This window comes from Limnothrix sp. CMB-01 (assembly GCF_055193175.1).
On sequence record NZ_CM143720.1, the window covers coordinates 4,229,352 to 4,251,064 of the forward strand.

Genomic DNA, 21,713 nt, shown 5'->3' on the forward strand with positions numbered 1-21,713 from the left:
GGCGGACGATCGAGCCAATCTGGCCACCCCTCAGCGCCATCGGGCGCATCCGGTTGGAATTTTTATGGGACTTTGCTCGCTAACTGGGAGAAGCAAACCCGAGCATCCGGTGGGATCAGGCGCGGTCTAGCGTACCGTTCGGGCGCGATCGCGATCGAGCGATCGACATGTTCGTTAACAATCACCCCAAAGGGGATCAAGCCCCCAAAAATCTATCTCCCCAAAAACTCACAACCCAACCGAGTAGCGCGGCTACCTTAATTCATGGGGTCAACGTTGCGGAGTCAGTCGTTATAACAAGATGCGCCAGCCCCTTGTTGCCGAGCGATCTGGTGAGCGATCTGGCAACAGCAACAGTTCTTTGAATTGACCTGATGAATTGACCTGAGTTGATCTGAATTGACCTAAATTGACCGATCAAAATCAGCTCAAAATCCGCTTGCCGTGCTACTAGGGCAGCGTGGTCAGCACAAAGGCCGCCTGCTGCACCGCCAAATACATTTGGGTTGCTTCACTTTCTTCCAGGGTGATGGGATTGGCAAACTGCAACGACACCAAAGCCCCAACCGCATCGCGATAGATGGCTGGAATCACCACATGGGTTGCCACCCCGCCTTCTTGATAGAATGCTGTTCCGGCCAAATCCGCATTCGCCGCCGCATTCAAACACACTTGCAGCTTTTTCTCAGCGATCGCCTGTTGGCTGAGCGGATCACCCACCAGAGAAGCAGCTCCCGCTTGGCCGCTGTGGTTGCCCAGTTGCCCTTCTTGCACGAGCTGAATGGTGCAGCGATCGGCCTCAAACCGTTCCACAAACGCCGTCGCCAGCCGCTCCGCACAAATCTCAAACGTGCCGCTGTCGGCCGCGGCCAAAATTGCCGCCAACAGTTGCATCTGCGCCTGGGCCCGTTCCAGCTCGATCGAACGATTCTTCAAAGAGTCGTAGCTATCGGCTGCCCGTTGCACCACGGTTTTCAACTCATCAGGATCCCAAGGCTTGGTGATGTACTTATACACCTGTCCTGAGTTAATCGCCTCCACCAGATCTTCCACATCCGTGAAGCCCGTCAAAATAATCCGCACGGTGTCTGGAAACTGGGGCACGGTTTTACTCAAAAACTCCGTTCCCTTCATCTCCGGCATCCGTTGATCGGAAATGATGACAGCCACTTCCCCTTCCTCGGCCAACAGTTCCAAGGCTCGGGCCCCGCTTTCGGCCTTGAGCACGTTGAAATCTCGGCGGAAGGTGCGATAGAGCAAGTCGAGATTATCTGGCTCGTCATCGACGACGAGCATCTTGGGTTTGGGGGGACGGCGAGCGCTTTTCAACTGTTCGCGGAGGCCTTCGAGGTCAACGATGAGTTTGTTCATAGCAAGTGGGGTGCATCAGGGGCAGTAGGGTGCGATCGCGATCGAAACAGGATGCATCACACCTCCCCTAGGGGCCTGATTAATGGCGGGCAACCAACCATCAACCGGCTTGCAAAGTACGGCGCAAAACGGGTTGCGGCAATCCAGAGAGCATTTTGACATACTCCTCAACCGCCGCGGCCGTTCCGGGAAACACCGGGCAGCCATTGCCCCAAAATCATACCCCCTCAGTCCTAGCATGAATTCCGGGGAACCACACCCGTGAGGCATTGCCCCCAACCCGCCCCAATGCCACAGTTTCGCCCTCCGCAAGCGGAAAATCGTCGCCGGAAACTAGCCGATTCAGCAAAATCCGGCATTAAAGTCAAGAACCTGCGGGTCAAATGAGACAAAAAATTACCTGACAATTACCTGATGCATCCCGAGCTAACGAAAAATATATTTGCCTTGATTGATCCAACAATTAGCTGCTCTAATTGTCCCAATCATCAATTATTCAAAGCCATTAAAAGTCAAGCATCACGATATTTGTTCTGATTTACCCCATAATCAGTTTTTCAAGATAATCCAGCGCCCATAAGGATTTACATCACGTACCCATCTATAGAAAACTGATAGACGAGTCTATAGAAATTAGTTCAGCACAACTATTTCGAGACCTGCCTGGAGATCGGCTCCTTCCGAACACCCTAGATACAGATTTTTTGAGCAACATCTGTGCTATGGGAATGAAGTGCCTCCCTCTGAATTTCTTTAACACTTTCAAAGTTCATGCAGTGGACTAGGAGGTATTTGTGGATTTCTTGTCCCTTTTCGTAAAAGATTTCATTGCCCAGTTGCAATCTCCAACGTTGGGCTTTTTGATTGGCGGGATGGTGATTGCAGCACTGGGTAGCCAATTGGTGATTCCAGAGGCGATTTGTACAATCATCGTCTTCATGTTGCTCACCAAAATCGGCTTGACCGGCGGAATTGCAATCCGGAATTCCAACCTGACCGAAATGGTTTTACCGGTTATATTTGCAGCAACTGTAGGGATTCTAGTTGTCTTCATCGCCCGCTACACCTTGGCCAAACTACCAAAGGTCAAGACCGTTGATGCGATCGCGACGGGTGGCTTGTTTGGGGCGGTCAGTGGCTCCACCATGGCGGCAGCCCTGACCTTGCTCGAAGAACAAAAGATTGGGTATGAAGCATGGGCGGGCGCACTTTATCCCTTCATGGATATTCCGGCGCTGGTCACGGCAATTGTTGTAGCCAACATCTATCTCAACCAGAAAAAGCGTAGCAACGCCGCCGCTGTGAATTCCCAAGAGCAGCCCAGCACCCGTCAGGAATATCGCGACCAGCAGCAGGGTGATAGTAAGGTCAAAATCTGGCCGATTATCGAAGAAAGCCTGCAAGGGCCCGCTTTGTCTGCCATGTTGCTCGGTTTGGCCTTGGGAATTCTCACCAAGCCGGAAAGCGTTTACGAAAGCTTCTACGATCCGGCTTTCCGGGGTTTGCTTTCAATCCTGATGCTGGTGATGGGGATGGAAGCTTGGTCGCGGATTGGCGAACTGCGCAAAGTGGCTCAGTGGTACGTTGTTTACAGTGTGGTGGCTCCCTTTCTCCATGGGCTGATTGCCTTTGGTTTGGGCATGATTGCTCACTACACGATGAACTTCAGCCTGGGTGGTGTGGTTGTGCTGGCGGTCATTGCATCCTCTAGCTCAGACATTTCGGGCCCGCCCACCTTGCGCGCCGGGATCCCGTCGGCGAACCCTTCCGCCTACATTGGTGCTTCCACGGCCGTTGGTACGCCGATCGCGATCGGTCTGTGCATTCCATTCTTTATCGGGCTGGCTCAAGCACTCGGGGGTTAATCGCCCCAAGCAGGTGGGGTCTGTCGGTGCTTTCTCACGGCCCGACAGACTCGTTAGAGTAGTAGACAAAAGAGGTAACCAACATGGCTAAACCAGCCAAAAAGCTTGTCATCATCACCGAGAAGGTGTTGCTGAAGAAGGTGGCCAAGATCATTGAAGAGTGCGGGGCCAAAGGGTATACGGTGTTGGAAACGGGCGGCAAGGGCAGCCGCAACGTGCGATCGTCCGGGCAGCCCAATGTTTCCGACACCCAAGCGAATATCAAGTTTGAGGTGTTGACCGACACTCGCACCCTGGCTGAGGCGATCGCCGATCGCGTGGCGGTGGAGTTCTTCCTGAATTACGCAGGCATCATCTACATCTGTGATGCGGAGGTGCTATATGCGCACAGTTTCTGCGGGCCTGAAGGCTGCTAGGTCATCAGTTTTGAAACGCAACCAGTTTTGAAACACAACTTTGATCACGAGAGCCGGGGGATGACCCCGGTTTTTTGATGATCATTTTTGCGTTGGGGGGCGATCGGTGTTCTGAAGATCAGGGCGATCGGCCTTGCTAAACTACAGAAAATTGCTATCTCAATTCTGTGATGCTGACCCCTGAAACGGAACAAACCGATCTGGAGCGATCGATCTTGGTCATCCTTCGCCAAATGCCCTTGGCAATCCAACAACAGATCTTGGTGCTACTGCAACAGCTCCAGGCGCGATTGATACCTGCTGGCGATCGATCAGGATCTTGTGAACCGAAGCCAATTCAAGCAGAAATTGATCTCGATCATGCGATCAATTATGTCTTAGAGAAGAATGCTGAGTTGCTCGATCGCTTGGCCTAATGCGTTTCCTGTTGGTTGAAGACATCATCCGAATTCATGAGCAAGTCATTGCACGCTCAGGTGGCTCTTTAGGAATTCTGAATCAAGCAGCCCTAGAATCAGCCGTGGCCCAACCTCAACAGTCCTTTTCAGGCATTGATTTGTATGAGGGATTGGTCGATAAGGCGGCTGCTTTAGCATTTTTTCTGGCACTGAATCATCCATTTATTGATGGCAATAAGCGAGTTGCCTACACAGCCATGGAAGTTTTCCTGGTGCTTAATGGTTATGAGGTGGTTGCGTCAGTTGATGATTCAGAGTCAACCTTTCTCGATTTAGCTGCTGGTAGGCTAACCCGACAACAGCTTACAGAATGGCTCAGGCAGCGAATTTCTCCCTATAGATAATTCATAATCGATGACTCCCAGCCCGATCGAATAAACCCTCCTAAACCAGTAAATCGCGTAAGTTGGGTTGAGGCACGAAACCCAACACCACTCATGCTTCATAGATCGCTGGGCGAATGTCGAGAACGGGGAGGGTGCTTCACCCAAAACACCACGATCGGACTCAGGACACTCACGCTGGGCCCGAGGGAATTAATCAGGCTCATGCTGACAAACAAGACTGGGGGCGGGGTGATTAATGGTCGTTGCTCGCCATCGCGGACGAGGTTATCGCGACCAAGCCCGATTAACCAGCTATAGACGAAGACGTTGATGATGAAGATCAACAAGGCGGCGATCGCCCATGCCTTGATCACGCCGGGAGATTCGTCGCGGCGCACAAAAATTGAAATTAACAGGAAGCTAATGGCCAGCAACCCACCAACGATTAACCCTACGACCGCCAGACCCAATAGCGTTAGGGCTTCAAGTTCTCCAGGATAGCTATCCATCATGGCAATGATCAAAGCTTGACTTGGAAGAGGATGCCTGCAAGATACCTTGCGCCACTTCCTCAGCGCCAACCCATGTGGAGGAACAGAAAGCGATCGCTCCGTCCACTATCTTTTGATTGGGCGGTCAGCTTGTCTGAGCGTTTGCAATCAGAGTTTTGATCCAACGGGGCGATCGAGTCTTGAAAAACAAATTGATTCATTCTCATAAAATGGTCATAGTCTCACCAGTAATCGCCCCATGACTCCCAGCCCGATCGAGCAAACCCTCCTAAACCAGTTTCGCCAGCTTCCCCAGGCGCTCCAACAACTGGTGATTCAATTCATCAACTTGCTGTTGGCCGAGCGATCGCAAGTCACCCCGCTCCTCAGCCGTCCAGAGCCTTCTCCTTCAGTGTTTGATCTCGCTGGTTCCTTAATTGGCAGCGCTGAAGGGCCAAGTGATCTCTCGACAAATCCCGACTATCTAGAAGGTATGGGGCGCGAGTGAAAGAGGTTTTAATTGACACCGGCCCCTTGGTTGCCGTCATTAACCGGCGTGACCATCACCATGACTGGGCGACAAAACAGCTTAGGCAACTGCCATCTCCCCTGATTACCTGTGAACCTGTTCTTACGGAATCTTGGTTTCTGCTCGGGCGTACCAATTGTGGTCGAGAGATGATGCTTCAGTGGATTGAGCGGGGATTACTAAGGGTTGATTTCTCGCTTCAAAACAGTCAGGCTAGGGTTATCGAGTTGATGCGTCAATACCATTCTGTGCCTATGTCTCTAGCGGATGCTTGCTTAGTTTGTTTATCAGAGCAACGTCCGAACAGTACAGTTATGACCCTGGATAGTGATTTTCAAATCTATCGACGCTTCAACCGCCTAGAAATTCCAGTTATTTTGCCTTAGTTTGTAGTAGTAGCTGTAGGGTGGGCATTGCCCACCAACGACCACTAAAGCAACGCGATCGCACCCAAGGTAATAAGCCCTGATCCTGAAGTTGATTCTGTTTGTGGGAGAGTGGTGGGCACTGCCCACCTGAGAGTTTTTGAGCAGCATCATAGGAATCATGAGGCGACCATACAACAGCCTCAGTAGTTCCTAACTGTTGCAATAGTAAACTTGTTTGGTTTTGAATTTCAGGAGTAGCTGTAGGGTGGGCAATGCCCAGCAACAACAACCGCCCCCAAGCAACGCAATCGCACCCAAGGAAATGAACCATAATCTTGAAGTTGATTCCGCTTGTGGGGAAGTAGTGGGCAGTGCCCACCCTACATTACTAATCTAGCTGGGACTCTAGCGAACGCCCATCAAACTCTTGGCACGCTCAACTAATATGGTCGTTCTATCTTCTACAAAACGATGAAAATCATCATGGAAAATATCTTCAGGGCACAGAGATTTCTGCATAATAGTACGAAGGACTTTCTCATCTTTCACCATTTTCTTCCTGTAGCTCGATGGAGCAACCCCTCCAAGCTGATTGTTATCTGCCTTAGATAACATCGTGAAATTAACTAACGAGTTAATTTCAGTATTATGGATACCTTGTTGGCTTAGGAAAGACTTTGGGTAAATGTGGTGGAATTGTGTTTTATTACAGTCTCTCAGAACAGATTCTAACTGAATTGGACTTCCAGATATAAAGTTGACTGGCTGTTCATTTGCCAACATCAAGACGAATGTTTTAGTATTAACAGCACTTAGATTGAATCTATTTTCAATGAAAAAGCCTGGATTGATATCTACGCTGAACTCACCCAGTTGAGATGGCAGTCCCTTCTTCAGTGCAATGATATGACCAATATCTGTATTCAATTGCTCTAATCGTTTTGAGTAGCGTCGGGTAAAAAATACTCTCCACGCCCAATAGACTAGCTTCTCGTGTTGCTCATGTGTTGGGTGTGTATCTTGATCATTACACGTAGCAAAAAACACTGAAAGAGGAATTAAAAGTGTTGGGAAAGGCAAAACTTGTGTGCAATAGACTTTTAATGAAGTTCGGAGAAAATCAACAGCTCCGTTAATTCCTTTACGAATTTCTTGAAAACGCTGACGCAATTCCTCACCATTCAAACTAATAATTGTATTTGGTGAAGCGTTACCCTTGAGAATAGCGGCACAGCATCTTAGTAATAGATCAGAGTCTTTGCCAACATTACTGAAACCGTAAGGTGCTAAATCTTCCGAAAGCTCCTGAAACTCTTCCTGTAAATCAAAATCCTCACTCCAAGTCCACGCCGACATCAACTGTAATGTGTCTAGCTCCACACCAAGTCGATTAATGCGTTCAAAAACAATCGCAACTGCTGTCCGATCATCAGTTTCAAAAATTTGAACTGGTATTTTTGCAGTAGTAAACTTTTCGTAGAGAAGATCTATTTTTTCACATATTTCTTCACTCATATCGCGTAGATAACGTCGGTAACCTGGCGGATTAAATAGTAAATTTAGAGGGAAATGCTTTTCTGAATCGACCTCGTTATCAGGAACAACAATGAATGAAGAATCTTGAATTGAATTGTCTTGCGATAGATCAAAATATATTTTAAACATTGATTCATCTTCTCCTGATTTTGGCTCTAATCCAGTTTGAAAAACTCCAAAAATAGAAGTTACTCGTTGCTGTCCATCCAACACATAGTCCACGGGGAAGTCAGGATCTTTTTCTGGCAAGGTAAACGGGCCGAGATCTCGCTCGGTTTTCAAAGGCTGCTTAGTTCGCCAAAGTAAAATTGAACCAAATGGAAATCCTTTATAAATCGAGTCCATCAAGTGTGCAACGTTGTCTGCCTCCCAGACGAATCCACGTTGAAAACTTGGAATTCTGATACTGCCATTTACGATTTTGGGGATTAAATCACTTATGAATAATGGGTCTGCCAAGTCTCTACTCCTTAAACCAATCAACTCATTACAGAGTGAGAATGATATATTAATTTGGCATCTTTGTTTGATTAAATATTATTAAAAATTTTATCACTTTTGAATTCGCATAAAAACTCATAGATTTTTGTTTGTTTTAGGTTTTCTAATTAGGAGATGGTATCACCTGCTTCGTATGTTGTCCACTTGATTTCAGGCTGCGCCGCATAGAATACAACGCAGGAAGAGGGATGGGTGACGGGACGATCGCCGTTTCGCGAAAGTTTTGGGTAAGATAGCGCGGTGGAACGCTGTTCCCCGTTTTCGATTCTCCCTGATCCGTCCAAGGGACGGCGACCGGCGCGTTGTACATCAAGCACATCGAAATCACCAACTTCAAATCCTTTGGCGGCACGACGCGAGTTCCCTTGCTGCCCGGATTCACCGTGGTTTCGGGCCCCAACGGTTCCGGTAAATCCAACATTCTCGATGCGCTGCTGTTTGCCCTCGGCCTCTCCTCCTCCAAAGGAATGCGCGCCGATCGCCTGCCCGACTTGGTGAACCAGGGACAAATGGGCAAGGGCCAAGGCAAAGGCAAGCGATCGACCGTAGAAGCCGCCGTTACTGTCACCTTTGATCTGAGCGAAGAAGCCGCCCTGCTGGCCACCGTTTCCGCCGAAGCCGCCGAAGACTTGCCCGGTTTGCGCGATGCCGACGGCCAGCCCCTCAGTGAATGGACTGTCACCCGCAAACTGCGCGTCACCCAACAGGGAACCTACACCTCCAACTACTACATCGGCGGCGAACCCTGCACCCTCAGCGAGTTGCACCAATCCCTCTCGAAGCTGCGGATCTATCCCGAAGGCTACAACGTGGTGCTGCAAGGGGACGTGACTAGCATCATTTCCATGAACCCCCGGGAGCGGCGGCAGATTGTCGATGAGCTGGCGGGGGTGGCCAACTTCGATCGCAAAATTATCCAAACCAAGCAAACCCTCGAAGAGGTGAAGGAACGGGAAGATCGCTGCCGCATTTTGGAGCAGGAGTTGCAAATTCAGTGCGATCGCCTGGCCAAAGACCGCACCAAGGCTCTGAAATATCAACAAATTCGCCAGGAAATGCAGGGCCAGCAAGGGCGCTTGGCGGTGGTGGATTGGCTGCTGGAACAGTCGAAGGTGGAGCAACTGCGCCAATCGATCGCCCAGCGGGAACAGGATTTGGCGCAGTTAGCCGATCGCCTGGTGGCGGAACGGGCGACAGTCGAAACCCAGGCGGCGGAACTGGAGCGGCTGAACCAAACCGTGAAATCCCTGGGGGAGTCGGAACAAATTGCCCTGCAAACGGAGCTGGCCACCCACCGGGCCCAACGGGATCAGGTGCAACGCCAACAAACGGAGCTGACTCACCAGCAGCAAACCCAACAACAAACGATCGCCCGGTTAACGGCGGAGGTGACGGAGGTCGATCGCACCGAGGCCGCCTTGGCCGCCACTGGGCCGGAATTGCAAGAGCGCCTGGAGGAATTGCAACAGGCCCACGATCGGGCGGCGGCCAACCTGAACCGGGCTCGGGCTGAGGCGGCGGAGTTGGCGGAAGCGTCCCAGGCTTGGGTGCAACAGCAAACGGACTTGCGCCACCAGTTGGAGACGATCCAAGCGTCGATCGATCCCCAGCGCACGGAGCGGGCCACCTTGCAGGAGCGGCTGAAGCAAATCGAAACCCAGTTGGCGGAAATCGCCACGGAATGGGAGCGGGCGGGCGATCGCCTCAATGAGCACGATCGGGAATTCCAAACGGTCGATCGGCAAACCCGCAGCCTGGAACCCCAAATCCAAACGGCTGCCGAACAGTTGGCCGCTGCCGAACAGGAATTGCAGCTCCAACAGAAAACCCGCAGCCGCTTGCAGGACGAGCAGCGACAAGTGCAACGGCAACTGGACAAACTGGAAGCCCAAACCCAGGCCCAGCGGGAAGCCCAAGGCACGTTTGGGGTGCAATTGCTGTTGCAAAGTGACTTACCGGGCATTTGCGGCCTGGTGGCCAATTTGGGGCAGGTGGAACCGCGCTATCAGGTGGCCTTGGAGATTGCGGCCGGGGCGCGGCTGGGCCATTTGGTGGTGGAAGATGATGCGGTGGCGGCGGCGGCGATCGAAATCCTGAAACGGGAGCGGGCCGGGCGTGTCACCTTCTTGCCCCTGAACAAAATTCGCGGCGGTGGCGGCGGCGAGTCGGCGGCCATGGCTCGGGGTCGGGCGGCGGTGGCGGGTTGGCTGGATTACGCGGTCAACCTGGTGGATTTTGACGATCGCTACCGGAACATTTTTGAGTATGTGTTTGGCGGGACGGTGGTGTTTGAGCGGTTGGATCAGGCTCGATCGCTCCTGGGTCGCCATCGGATCGTGACACTGGATGGGGAGTTGCTGGAAACCAGCGGGGCGATGACCGGCGGCAGTATGCAAAAGTCCCGGGGCGGCCTGCGGTTTGGCGGGGGCGAACTGACGGAGGAGGCGAAGGCGGCGGCGGAACTGCGCGATCGGCTGCGGGATATCGATCGGGTGTTGGGCCGTTGTGATGGGGCGATCGCCCAGGCTCAATTGGACAGCCAGCGCCACACCCAAACCCTGAACGATTTGCGCCAGGCCCGCCGCGATGCCCAACGGCAACTGGAGCAACTGCAAGCGGCCCTGACGGCCACCACGGGTCAGCGCGATCGCCTGGCCCAACAGCGCGATCGGCTAACCACGGAACTGACCACCAGCCAGGAACGCTTGGCCCAGCTCGATCGGGCCTTGCCGGCCGCCGAGCGCCAGTTGGCCAACCTGCGCCAGGCGATCGCCCAACTGGAGGACTCGCCCGCCCACAGCCAATGGAGCGAGGCCCAAACGGAAATCCGCGATCGGGAATCGGTGCTCTCACAATTGGCGGACAATTTGCGATCGGCCCAAGCCCAGCAGGCCGACCAAGCCCGCGAAGTCGATCGCCTCAGCCAACAGCGCCAACAACTAGCACAACAAATCGCCCAAGCCCAAGACCAGATCACCACAGCGGGCGATCGGCTCCAACAGCTTCAGCAAACCCAAACGGAATTGGATCAAGCGATCGCCAATCTACAAGGGCAAATTGCGGTTTTGGAAACCACCCTTGGCGAAACTAAACAACAGCGCGATCGCCAAGAAACAGCGCTGAATCGTCAACGCCAAGCGCTCCAAACCCTGGAATTTCAGCGCGATCGGCTCCAAGAAACCCAACAACAACAGCAAGCGGAATTGCAAGAGTTGGCAAATCGAGCCGAGGGCGATCGGCCCGATCTACCGCCCGACTCGGAACCCCTGCCCAGTGATCCCGCTGAATTGGCCGCCCACCGCGAACAACTGGATCAAACGATTCGCACTTTGCAGCGCCGATTGGAAAGTCTGGAACCGGTGAATATGCTGGCCCTGGAAGAATACGATCAAGTGCAAGGCCGGCTGAATCAACTGAGTGAAAAGCTGGCGACGATCGAGCAGGAGCGCACGGAATTGTTGTTGCGCGTGGAAAATTTCACTACTCTGCGTCAACAGGCATTTTATGAGGCCTTTGATGCGGTCGATCGCAACTTTCAAATCATCTTTGCCGAGCTATCCCAAGGCGACGGCCGCTTGCAATTGGATGATCCCGAAAACCCCCTAGAAAGCGGCCTCAACCTGGTCGCCCACCCCAAGGGCAAACCGGTGCAGCGGCTGGCTTCCATGTCCGGCGGCGAAAAATCCCTCACGGCCCTCAGTTTCATTTTTGCCCTTCAACGCTACCGCCCCTCGCCGTTCTATGCCTTCGACGAGGTGGATATGTTCCTGGATGGGTCGAACGTGGAGCGCCTGGCCAAAATGGTGAAACAACAGGCCGCTGAAGCGCAGTTCATTGTGGTTAGTTTGCGCCGTCCCACCATTGAAGCGTCCGATCGGGTGATTGGTGTGACCCAAGCCCGAGGCGCACAAACCCAAGTCCTGGGCGTGGTGTTGTAACAAAACTCTCATCCTGACGGGCGATCGCCTAAGAGCTGCACAAATTACGGAACCAGATCGCGATAGGTAATAAGTCACTTAACTGATCGGAATGCGATCGTTGGAAAGCTCCGCAACGCATCTCCTGCGATCAGTCCACTACCTATGAACAAAACCCTAACCAGCATTCTTGGAACGGCGATCGGGCTAGCCACGCTGACCACCCTCACCATCCAGCCGGCCGAAGCGGCCAAACTGACCTGGAAAGTCAGCTTCTTTGACGAAATGGGCGCAGCCTTTGGTGGCGGCAACTTCATCACTAACACCGAGCCGCAAACCCTTGACGTTCTAGAAAACACGCCCACTGGCCTGACCAGCGGCACCTATACCGCCAGCAACCTTGTCACGAATTTTGATTTTCAGGTTGGTGCTGTGCCTTGGTCGTCTACTGAGCCAACCTCTGGTTTTGATGCCACCCGTTGGGTGGGTGACGGTGGCGAAATGGGCAGCGTGGTCAGAACGGGCTATCCGACAAATTACGTGAGATTTGGCACTTGGTGGTTTACCAACTTCTACGGTCGCGGCCGTCCGGTGGATAAAACGCTTTATATGGACGGTCTATTTCAACCCGGTCAGGTGAATACTTGGTCAATGTCATATGCGGAAGTGCCGTTTGATCGCTGGGGCGAATGGTTCTCGAATCCAGAAACGCGCGGTAAAGAGATTCCCAAGTACAACTTGAGCGGAACTTGGACGGTGGAACAAGTAGTTAGCACGCCGGAGCCGGGAGTGGCGGGTGCTGGGCTGATGATGTTGGGCTTGTGGGGAATTCGTCAGCGATCGCGCCGGTTGCAGTCGTCAGAATCATGCGCGATCGACTCCTAAAGACTCAGCGCGATCGCTTGCCCAAATTTGCACCATAAAATAAATGAAGAGGGGGATCTGCTCTCCCTTTTTTGGGTTTGGAGCAAGCAACTCGATTGAGGTCATTGGGTCAATGCCCCCAGCAATCTTCTAGGAGGTTTGCCATGTCGATCGCCCTATTACCGGAACCTGCAGTCATTACCGCTGATGATTATTTAGCCCAAGAAGTTCTGGCTGAAACTCGAAATGAATATCGTAATGGAGTTGTTGTTCCAATGACAGGGGGTACACCGGAGCATAATTTCATTGCAATTAATTTGATTACAATTCTGAAATTTGCCTTGCGAGGACAAGCCTATGATCTGGCATTGGCAGATCAGCGGCTGTGGATTCCGGAGCCGAATTTATATACCTATCCTGATGTGATGGTGGCGCGGCGGCCCATCGAACGGAAGCCCGATCGCACCGATACCGTAATGAATCCAATCCTGATTGCTGAGGTACTTTCCAAATCAACAGCGACTTACGATCGCACTGAAAAATTCGCTGCCTATCGGACGATCGCGAGCTTGCAAAACTATTTGTTAATTGATCAATATCAGCCCCATGTGGAACTCTATGCCCGAACGGGGGATCAGCAGTGGCTGTTCAGTGAATATGGGCAATTGAGCGATCGGGTGTTGTTGGATGCGGTGTCAGTGGAATTGCCGCTTGCGGATCTGTACGAGGCGATTGAGTTTGGCGGCGAGGTTTGACTCAATCCGCGATCGGGAGCACCGGTTCAAAATATTTCACAAATTCCAACAAGTTGCGACCATCCGGCTGGGGATCATAGCTCAGGCGATCGGCCACCCGATTCAGAATGGTTAAGCCCCGTCCGCCACCGCTGAGCTGTTCAATATCAAGAGTTTCCGGGGGTTCGGGAGTCTGCCCCCGCTCCAACACCGCCTGTCGCAAGTCAAACGGTTCCCCATGATCCCAAAGGCGCAAGGTCAAGGCCGTGGCCGTGAGTTCTGCCTCCAGCTCGATCGGGGTGTCGCAAGGGTGTTGGCGATGGGCATGGCGCACCGCATTCGTGAAAACCTCCGCCAGCACCGAGAGGCATTGGAGCCACACAGTACGAGGCACATGGGGGCGATCGAGCGTGTCAAACCAGTTCAAAACGCGATCGAGCACCGCCAAATCGCTAGCAATGCGAAGTCGAATCGTTTGGTTTACGCTGGGATTCAAAGCATCCAACCTCTGCGGCGCGTTCAAGCAAAGCGTTCGGAATTTCTCAAGCCTTCAGTCTCAACCCTGAATTTTAGCCACGCCATCCCAGGCATTGTGCCAAAATCAGCCGTAGTCCGTACCATTCCAGGTACTCCACTGATAGCTCACGATTTCTACTCCAGCCAGGGCGGAATTCCCGTGACCGAGACTCGTCCGTTTCGGGGCGCGATCGCAACCCGTTGCACGTTGTGGCCCAGGCCCAGCCAACTCAACCCTCAGCCGCCAATCCCAGGGACAATTCGTGAAGGATCACGCATTACTCCCCAGGCTAACTTGCTTCGGAGGATGGCTCAACCCTTCCGGACTATTCAACTGGAATGGCGGCAATCCCCATCGACGCTCATCCCGGGTGTCCATGCTCGGTGCTCATCTACATCAAGGGCCGATCGGACTCGGCGCGATCCCGTTGTCATCGGCTCAATTTGGTTCGCCTGATGTCATTTGATTGACCCCATTCGATTGACCCCATTTGCCCCATTTGATTTGTTTACGCGATACGGCGTATTTCATCCGGTGCATTTCATCTGGCTTCTTTCATTCACTCGGTTCATTTCAGTGCAACGGCTGCATCTTACGCCGACATTACGCTTAAGACATCATGCCTCAGACATCACGCCTGAATTGACCAACACTTGGGTTGCTCCTCTTGTTCCATCTTGCCACCACTGCCTTGACCTATGTTCCGTCTGCTGATTATCGATGACGATCCCACCATCCGCCGCCTGCTAGAGCGCACCCTGACCAAACAGGGCTATGAGGTGTTGGTTGCAGAAGATGGTGTTGCTGGTTTGGAGTTGGCCTGTAGTCAGCAGCCCGCTCTGATCATTTGCGATTGGATGATGCCGAAGATGGACGGCATTGAGGTTTGTCGGCGGGTCAAGCTGGAGGCCAATTTATCCTCCACGTTCTTCATTTTGTTGACCTCCCTTGGCTCCGTGGATGATCGGGTCAGGGGGTTGGATGCCGGAGCCGATGACTTCCTGTCCAAGCCGATCGAGATGAACGAACTGAAGGCCCGGGTGCGAGCGGGCTTGCGGCTACATCAACTGAATCAGGACTTGAAGGAACAAAAGCGGCTGTTAGAAGAGGAAATGGCCGAAGCGGCCGATTACGTCAAAACCCTGCTACCCGCACCCATGGACGGCGCGGTGGGTATTTCGGCCAAATTTGAACCATCCAGCCGCTTGGGGGGTGACTGTTTCGATTTCTATTGGCTCGATGACGATCGACTCGTGGTTTATCTGGTGGATGCGGCGGGCCATGGCCTGAAGGCGGCGCTGCCCTCGTTGTCGGTGTTGAATTTGCTGCGCTCCCGATCGCTCCCGATCCAAGACTATGGCAGCCCCAGCGAGGTGTTGCGGGCCCTGAATGGCGCGTTTCAAATGAACGATCGCAACGACAAATACTTCACCGCTTGGTATGGGGTCTACAGCCGCCGCACCCGGAGCTTGGCCTATGCCAGCGCTGGCCATCCGCCCGGAATTTTGCTCTCGCCCAGCAAAGAATCGTTACCAACGGCCCAACGCCTCCGAACGGTGGGGCTGCCCGTTGGCATGTTTGCGGAAGCGAAATATAGCGAGGCCTTTTGCGAAGTTCCCCCCGGCAGCACGCTCTACATCTTCAGCGATGGCATTTACGAACTGGGAATGCCCGATGGTACTGTTTGGGGGCTGGATCCCTTCGTGGAAGTGTTGCGGGAATGTTGGGCGGTTCCTGAGCGGGGGGCCGTGGAGCAAATCGTGAATCGGGTGCAGGACTTTAACAGTGGCCGCAGCTATTTTGAGGATGACCTCTCCTTGTTACGGCTGCAATTTGCTTAAAGACTGGGAAGATGCTGAAGGTAGGGAGCAGTTTTGGGGATTTTTGTGGAGATATGGCGGGGAGCTTGCGGAGCGGCCTTGGCCACTTGAGGCAATTTCAGCCGCCCTTGAAGCCATTTGGGGCTACCCAAGGCCGTTTTTCAGATGCACGAACCGGGCGATCGGGTGGCGATCGGGTGATGCTCCAAGGGCGATCGATTACTGGCTAGTTATCGGGGCATTTGGGGATTGTTATCGCCTATCCAGCGCGATCGCGTAGCGATCCACACGCCAACCCCTAAAATGGTTAACCGAACGCAGGCCGCATTTCCCTGCAACCTAGAAATGGCAATTGTTTCAAGCGCTCAACGGATTTAATTCCCTATGGACTTCTCAACCGTTGCCTCACAGCTCAACGCTTGGGCAATCCTGCCAGAAGGTATTGTCATTTTGACCCTCCTGGCAGTCTTGTTAATCGATCTCGTGTCCGGGCGGGCCGCATCGCGCTGGACTCCTTATGTGGCCGTGGCCGGTCTGTTGGGATCCGTGGTGGCCCTGTGGCTCCAGTGGAACCCGGAAGACCCGGTTTCCTTCCTGGGCGGCTTCAGCAACGACACCCTGGGCAGTGTTTTCCGGGGAATCGTCGCCCTGTCGTCGGCAATCACAATCTTGATGTCGATCGCCTATGTGGAATCCACCGGCACGGCCCTGGGCGAATTCATCGTCATTTTGCTCACGGCAACGGTTGGCGGGATGTTCCTGTCGGGCGCTGACGAGTTGGTGATGATTTTTGTGGCGTTGGAAACCCTCAGTATTGCGTCCTACTTGTTGACGGGATACATGAAGCGGGATCCGCGCTCCAACGAAGCGGCTCTCAAATATTTGCTGATTGGGGCTTCTAGCTCTGCCATCTTCCTCTACGGCGCTTCGTTGCTCTATGGCCTATCGGGCGGCCACACCCGCTTGGGCGAAATCGCTGCCGGAATTGCCAGCAATCCCACCACGCCCCAAATTGGGATTGTGGTGGCGCTGGTCTTCGCGATCGCGGGGATTGCCTTCAAGATTTCGGCTGTGCCCTTCCACCAATGGACTCCCGACGTGTACGAAGGCTCGCCCACTCCGGTGGTGGCCTTTTTGTCCGTGGGTTCCAAGGCGGCTGGGTTCGCCCTGGCCATTCGCCTGTTGGTGACGGCGTTCCCGCTGGTGTCGGAACAATGGCACTTTGTGTTCACGGCCCTGGCTATTCTGAGTATGGTGCTGGGGAACGTGGTGGCCCTGGCTCAAACCAGCATGAAGCGGATGCTGGCTTATTCCTCGATCGGGCAGGCCGGCTTCGTGACGATCGGGCTGTTGGCCAACACGGCCGACGGCTACGCCAGCATGGTGTTTTACCTGTTGGTTTATTTGTTCATGAACCTGGGCGGTTTCGCCTGCGTGATTCTGTTCTCCCTGCGCACGGGCACGGATGAGATCAGCGAATACTCGGGGCTTTACCAAAAAGATCCCCTGTTGACCTTGGGGCTGAGTGTGTCGCTGCTGTCCCTGGGTGGCATTCCGCCCCTGGCTGGCTTCTTCGGCAAGATCTACCTGTTCTGGGTGGGCTGGCAAGCGGGTCTGTATACCCTGGTGCTGTTGGGCTTGGTCACCAGCGTGGTTTCCATCTACTACTACATTCGTGTGGTGAAGATGATGGTGGTGAAGGAACCGCACGAAATGTCCGATTCGGTGAAGAACTACCCGGCCATTAGCTGGAAACTTCCGGGGATGCGTCCTTTGCAAGTGGGCTTGGTGTTGTCGGTAATTGCCACATCGTTGGCGGGGATTTTGTCGAATCCGCTGTTTGCGATCGCCAATGATGCCGTGACCCAATCGCCGATGCTGCAAGCTTCGCTGAAGTTACCGGCGGCAACGGCTAAGGCTCCGGTGGTCGATCGGGCAGTGTCCTTGGCTCCGACCCTTGAACCCTAGACCAGCCTGGACAAGATTGAGAAACCAAAATCGGGATATGGGTTCTCCCGATTAATGGCACTTCAAACGACAAGCCGCCGGATGCTAGACATCTGGCGGTTTTTTTGACGATGTTTTGATGATTTTTGGGTGTTTTCTGGGTGATGTGTTTTCTGGGTGATGATTTGGGCAATTTCTTCGGTATTGGGTTGAGGCTGATTGGGCTGAAATCTTGGGCCATGACCCAGAACGCCTATTGCGCCCGCCGCTCGATCGGGGCATGGTTGTTTTGCAGCGATCGCCCCTTTGGTTCCCGTTGATGGTTATGGATTCGCCCACCCCATCCCCACCGTCCAATTTTGATCCGTCGGCTGCTCCGGGATCCATGGGGGTCGATCGGGCCCATTGGCGATCGCAAATTTTGACCAATCCGATGGCCGCCGAACCCTACGCGGCCTTGGGAGAACTGTTGCGGCAGTCGGGCCAGGTGGCCGGGGCGATCGAGGCCTGGTGCAAAGCCTTGGCCCTGGAACCCCAACGAGAAACTTGGTATGCGGGGGCCCTGGCGGCCTTTGATGGGTGGTTAAAGCTGCCATCGATTTATGAAACCGAGGCCGCCCTCTGGCAGGCGAGATCGAACTATGCCCAAGGATTGGATCGGCTGATCAGCCTCACGCGATCGCACCCGGCCCTGATGCAGTTAGCGCTCCAGGCGATCGCCCTGCGGGTTCCGTTCTATTTGAACTACCAGGGCCAGGACGATCGGGCCTTGCAAGCACAATATGGCGCTTGGGTGTGCCAAACCTTAGCCACGGTTTTTCCTGATTTAGCCCCCTTGCAACCCCGCCGGCCCCGTGAGCGATCCTCGGGCGATCGATTGCGGATTGGCTATTTCAGCAGCCATTTTTATCACCATTCTGTGATGAAAACCCACCTGGGTTGGTTGCGCCATGCCGATCGCGATCGACTGGAAATCTATAGCTACTATGCCGGTAATCGCTGGGATGCCACCACAGACGAAGCCCGCCGCCTGAGCGATCGATTTGCCTTTTGGGAAACGGGCAACGACTTCAATCCCCAGCGCTATGCCGCCTTTTGTCGGGCCGCCTGGCAAGATCAGCTCGATGTGGCGGTGATGCTAGATGTGGGTATGGATTCGGTGATGTATCTGATTGGGGGTTGGCGGTTTGCACCTGTCCAATGCGCCACCTGGGGCCATCCGGTCACCACCGGTCTGCCCACGGTGGACTATTACCTCTCAAGCGATCGGATGGAACCGCCCCAAGCCGAAACCCACTACAGCGAAACCCTGATCTGTTTACCGGGATTGGGCATTGCCTACGATCGCCCCCCAATCGCCCCCCAGCCTCAGCTCGATCGGGCCCAATTGGGCCTGGCTGACGACGAAGTGGTTTATCTCTGTTGCCAATCGTTATATAAGTATTTGCCTCAAGCCGATCGGCTCTGGGTGGAAATTGCCCAAGCGGTTCCCCGAGCGCGCCTCGTTTTCCTGGCCAGCCCTTTTCCAGAAGCGGCCCCGCCCTTTGCCCAGCGCCTCGCGGCCGCCTTTGCGGCCGCCGGCCTCGCTTTTGCCGACCACTGCACAATCCTGCCGCCCCAATCCCAAACGCAATTTTGGCAACTGAACCAACTGGCCGATGTGTTCCTCGACTCGATCGACTGGTCTGGTTGCAACAGCACCCTGGAGGCGATCGCCGCTGGTCTCCCCGTCGTCACCCTCCCCGGAGCCTTGATGCGCGGTCGCCATGCCGCCGCCATCCTCACGGAATTGGGGCTGACGGAAACCATTGCCCAAACCCCCGAAGACTATTGTGATTTAGCGATCGGGTTAGGGTGCGATCGGGCTTGGCGGCAAAATCTTCGCTTAGAAATCGCCCAGCGATCGGCCCGCATATTTAACCAAATTCACGGTGTGCGGGCCCTGGAAACCTTCTATGAATCCGCCGTGCAGCGTCGCCAACAGGAATGCACCCCCTGCCCGATCGCCCAAGCTGGAACCTAGCGATTTCCACGCCATAGAATCCGCCAGAGAATTGACCAGTGGGCACAGAGCCGCACGTCTGGTTCAAGCGATGTGAGAGACGAAAGAGCCAATCCGTCACCAGCCACCAGCTCCAAAACCCGATCGCTCCACAGCCAAACACCCACAAAACAAAACAAGGGGCCTTGGCCCCTTGTCAGTCAGCATTCCTGATTACCGATTGATCACTGATTGGTCACCCATTGACCATGCAATCAGATCGTGCGCACTGCATGATCACGCAATGCTCAATGGAAATCGTCACGATCACGATGAGCCGAAACCACCAGATTCGAGCTTAGTTGCCTTCCACCTGTTTCAGGTGAATATGCTTACGGCCCAGGGTAATTTCAAACTCATCACCCGGCTTCAGATCCATTTGCTTGGTGTAAGCCGAGCCAATCAACAAATTGCCATTCGACTGCACCGTAATCCGATAACTTGCACTGCGGCCACCCCGACCATTGGGCTTTGCTTTGTTATCGAGTTCAATCCCTTCCGCGTCAATCAACGCGTTATAGAACTTCATCATGTTGACGCGATCAACGCCATCCTTGGTCGTGGTGTAGTAACCACAGGCCCGCGCCTTTTCTTCCTTGCTGGCGTTTTCCAGTTCCTTGACCTTTTCCAGTAGTTGGGCACCGGTCAGGGGTTGCGGGTCGGTCTTTTTGCGCTTGCTCATTGCTGTTTTAATCCAACAGGCTGGTCAATCTAGAGAGTAATGAATGAATTCACTGATACAGCGTTTGCCGGATCTCAGGCGAAAGGCGAAGATGATCGCGGCAATGGCTGCAAATCGGAATTGTTCCGACCCGCAGCTTCCTTCTTGCCAGCAAACGCCTTTGAACATCCCAGCGATTCCCAAAAGATTCCCTGGGACAAGTTGCTTGAATCGGAAGATTGGGGAGATGAGTTCCACCAACCAAGCCGAGCGGTGTTTTTAAACTTCAAGAAGGTAATTTCATGCTAGCATCAGGCTCCATCATGGTACACGATTTGTGTTAAATCGCTAGTGGTTTTTTCAAAAAATCAATGATTGTCTGATTCAGTGGATCTGCTGACAGGATCTCCAAACATCCCTATTCTCGTCTGAGGAGGGATTAACCATCAGAATTTTGCAAGATCAGATGGCGATGCTGGCGTTCTTGCGCCATCGAAGCACCGTGGTCGGCAGCAAACTTGAGGAATGATCTTGATAATCTTCGCGGCACAAGAACGGCGCACTGGGGGCGATTTAGCACCGGTTCTGGGAGCAAAACGGTGCGATCGGGAGTCATGGTTCCAGCCATGAAGCTAACCGCTCGCGGACGCTACAGCATCAAGGCGATGCTGGATCTCGCCTTGCAACGCGGTCTTGGCCCTTGTCCTGTCCGCGCCATTGCCCAGCGCCAAAATATTCCAATGCCCTATCTGGAAAAATTGCTCATTGAGCTGCGGCGGGCGGGGCTGGTGGAGTCGCTGCGGGGCACTCGAGGTGGCTATCAACTGGCCCGCGACCCTAAGGAAATTTTTTTGGGAGAAATTCTGCGGGCGGTGGGCGAATCATTCACCGCTGCGCTGGGGCAAGAGATGGGTGCAGATTTGGCAGAAGATTGGGTAATGCGATCGCTCTGGAAGCGGCTGGCTCAGAAAATTGGTGACGCGCTCGATCGAATTTCCCTAGAGGATCTTTACTTTGATGCCCGCAGTTGGCAGGCGGCTAAAGGCCAAGACAGTAATTTCATTATTTAGGAAGATTCAAGGTTGCCAGACCCCTTGGCCGGCTCGATCGATCCCAGCCCATTCCCACTGTAGAATTCAACAGCGTGGTGATCGCCCTTAGTCCCCGATCGAAGGATCTTTTGCGGGCCGTTGCCTTGACCCAGATGGGCGATCGCGCTGGGCCTGAACTCACCGCAATTGGGGGCCCCAGATGGCAAGATTCTTTCGTGAATCCTGCCCTGCTTTGGGAAAATCGCAGCGGTTGTTTGAGTTGTCAACCGTCCCGCAGTGAGCACCCAAAACCGTGCCTT

The 21,713-nt window shown here is 53.7% G+C and carries 20 protein-coding genes; 15 read left to right on the top strand and 5 right to left on the bottom strand.

Going from position 1 to position 21,713, the window contains the following annotated elements:
* Window positions 1-450 precede the first annotated feature (450 nt).
* Window positions 451-1,371, bottom strand: a complete 921-nt coding sequence (locus ACZA91_RS17480; protein ID WP_190530718.1) for a response regulator — start codon at window positions 1,369-1,371, stop codon at window positions 451-453.
* A 794-nt stretch (window positions 1,372-2,165) separates the two neighbouring features.
* On the opposite strand from ACZA91_RS17480, the gene ACZA91_RS17485 reads away from it, so the two are divergent.
* From ACZA91_RS17485 to ACZA91_RS17500, 4 genes are all read left to right on the top strand, one after another.
* Window positions 2,166-3,236 carry a sodium-dependent bicarbonate transport family permease gene (locus tag ACZA91_RS17485; RefSeq protein WP_463183735.1) on the top strand — a complete coding sequence of 357 codons (1,071 nt, stop codon included), beginning with the start codon at window positions 2,166-2,168 and terminating at the stop codon, window positions 3,234-3,236.
* 83 nt (window positions 3,237-3,319) lie between these two features.
* Window positions 3,320-3,652, top strand: coding sequence for a P-II family nitrogen regulator (locus tag ACZA91_RS17490; protein ID WP_099532102.1), 333 nt, complete (start codon window positions 3,320-3,322; stop codon window positions 3,650-3,652).
* Window positions 3,653-3,822: 170 nt separating this feature from the next.
* Window positions 3,823-4,068, top strand: a complete 246-nt coding sequence (locus ACZA91_RS17495; protein WP_190530717.1) for a hypothetical protein — start codon at window positions 3,823-3,825, stop codon at window positions 4,066-4,068.
* Window positions 4,068-4,454 carry a type II toxin-antitoxin system death-on-curing family toxin gene (locus tag ACZA91_RS17500; RefSeq protein WP_463183738.1) on the top strand — a complete coding sequence of 129 codons (387 nt, stop codon included), beginning with the start codon at window positions 4,068-4,070 and terminating at the stop codon, window positions 4,452-4,454. The genes ACZA91_RS17495 and ACZA91_RS17500 overlap by 1 nt, the downstream gene beginning before the upstream one ends.
* Before the next feature lie 98 nt (window positions 4,455-4,552).
* Here the strand turns inward: ACZA91_RS17500 and ACZA91_RS17505 are convergent, their stop codons facing one another.
* A complete protein-coding gene (locus ACZA91_RS17505; protein WP_463183739.1) occupies window positions 4,553-4,948 on the bottom strand; it encodes a hypothetical protein in 396 nt (131 codons plus the stop codon).
* Between the two features lie 238 nt (window positions 4,949-5,186).
* On the opposite strand from ACZA91_RS17505, the gene ACZA91_RS17510 reads away from it, so the two are divergent.
* Together ACZA91_RS17510 and ACZA91_RS17515 are read left to right on the top strand one after the other, a co-directional pair.
* A complete protein-coding gene (locus ACZA91_RS17510; RefSeq protein ID WP_463183740.1) occupies window positions 5,187-5,435 on the top strand; it encodes a DUF2281 domain-containing protein in 249 nt (82 codons plus the stop codon).
* Entirely contained in the window at window positions 5,432-5,842 is a 411-nt protein-coding gene (locus ACZA91_RS17515; RefSeq protein WP_190528953.1) for a type II toxin-antitoxin system VapC family toxin, read from the top strand. Before ACZA91_RS17510 ends, ACZA91_RS17515 begins: the two co-directional genes overlap by 4 nt.
* Before the next feature lie 387 nt (window positions 5,843-6,229).
* Here the strand turns inward: ACZA91_RS17515 and ACZA91_RS17520 are convergent, their stop codons facing one another.
* The gene (locus ACZA91_RS17520; protein WP_463183742.1) at window positions 6,230-7,819 is read right to left on the bottom strand and encodes a GmrSD restriction endonuclease domain-containing protein; all 1,590 of its coding nucleotides are present in this window, start codon (window positions 7,817-7,819) and stop codon (window positions 6,230-6,232) included.
* A 344-nt stretch (window positions 7,820-8,163) separates the two neighbouring features.
* Between ACZA91_RS17520 and smc the strand changes: the two genes are divergently transcribed.
* The 3 genes from smc (at window position 8,164) to ACZA91_RS17535 (ending at window position 13,397) form a co-directional block, all read left to right on the top strand.
* Window positions 8,164-11,799: a chromosome segregation protein SMC gene (gene smc, locus ACZA91_RS17525; RefSeq protein ID WP_463183744.1), complete on the top strand. Its 3,636-nt coding sequence runs from the start codon at window positions 8,164-8,166 to the stop codon at window positions 11,797-11,799.
* 144 nt (window positions 11,800-11,943) lie between these two features.
* Complete coding sequence (locus ACZA91_RS17530; RefSeq protein ID WP_463183746.1) at window positions 11,944-12,663, top strand: hypothetical protein; 720 nt, start codon at window positions 11,944-11,946, stop codon at window positions 12,661-12,663.
* Between the two features lie 143 nt (window positions 12,664-12,806).
* Window positions 12,807-13,397, top strand: a complete 591-nt coding sequence (locus tag ACZA91_RS17535; protein ID WP_463183748.1) for a Uma2 family endonuclease — start codon at window positions 12,807-12,809, stop codon at window positions 13,395-13,397.
* 1 nt (window position 13,398) lies between these two features.
* On the opposite strand, the gene ACZA91_RS17540 is transcribed toward ACZA91_RS17535, so the two are convergent.
* Window positions 13,399-13,872 carry an ATP-binding protein gene (locus tag ACZA91_RS17540; RefSeq protein ID WP_099532120.1) on the bottom strand — a complete coding sequence of 158 codons (474 nt, stop codon included), beginning with the start codon at window positions 13,870-13,872 and terminating at the stop codon, window positions 13,399-13,401.
* A 719-nt stretch (window positions 13,873-14,591) separates the two neighbouring features.
* Here ACZA91_RS17540 and ACZA91_RS17545 point away from each other — a divergent pair.
* From ACZA91_RS17545 to ACZA91_RS17560, 4 genes are all read left to right on the top strand, one after another.
* Window positions 14,592-15,734 (top strand): PP2C family protein-serine/threonine phosphatase, encoded by a 1,143-nt coding sequence (locus ACZA91_RS17545; RefSeq protein ID WP_099532109.1) that lies wholly within the window; start codon window positions 14,592-14,594, stop codon window positions 15,732-15,734.
* 11 nt (window positions 15,735-15,745) lie between these two features.
* Entirely contained in the window at window positions 15,746-15,943 is a 198-nt protein-coding gene (locus tag ACZA91_RS17550) for a hypothetical protein (RefSeq protein WP_463183751.1), read from the top strand.
* 154 nt (window positions 15,944-16,097) lie between these two features.
* On the top strand, window positions 16,098-17,681 hold the full coding sequence (locus tag ACZA91_RS17555; RefSeq protein WP_099532111.1) for an NAD(P)H-quinone oxidoreductase subunit N: 1,584 nt from the start codon (window positions 16,098-16,100) through the stop codon (window positions 17,679-17,681).
* 211 nt (window positions 17,682-17,892) lie between these two features.
* Window positions 17,893-19,683: an O-linked N-acetylglucosamine transferase, SPINDLY family protein gene (locus tag ACZA91_RS17560; protein WP_463183753.1), complete on the top strand. Its 1,791-nt coding sequence runs from the start codon at window positions 17,893-17,895 to the stop codon at window positions 19,681-19,683.
* Window positions 19,684-19,999: 316 nt separating this feature from the next.
* On the opposite strand, the gene ACZA91_RS17565 is transcribed toward ACZA91_RS17560, so the two are convergent.
* On the bottom strand, window positions 20,000-20,383 hold the full coding sequence (locus tag ACZA91_RS17565) for an AbrB family transcriptional regulator (RefSeq protein WP_099532113.1): 384 nt from the start codon (window positions 20,381-20,383) through the stop codon (window positions 20,000-20,002).
* Window positions 20,384-20,422: 39 nt separating this feature from the next.
* Here ACZA91_RS17565 and ACZA91_RS17570 point away from each other — a divergent pair, with 39 nt between their 5' ends.
* Window positions 20,423-20,671 (top strand): hypothetical protein, encoded by a 249-nt coding sequence (locus ACZA91_RS17570; RefSeq protein ID WP_463183754.1) that lies wholly within the window; start codon window positions 20,423-20,425, stop codon window positions 20,669-20,671.
* Window positions 20,672-20,988: 317 nt separating this feature from the next.
* The gene (locus tag ACZA91_RS17575; protein ID WP_099532115.1) at window positions 20,989-21,432 is read left to right on the top strand and encodes an RrF2 family transcriptional regulator; all 444 of its coding nucleotides are present in this window, start codon (window positions 20,989-20,991) and stop codon (window positions 21,430-21,432) included.
* The last annotated feature ends 281 nt before the right edge of the window (window positions 21,433-21,713 follow it).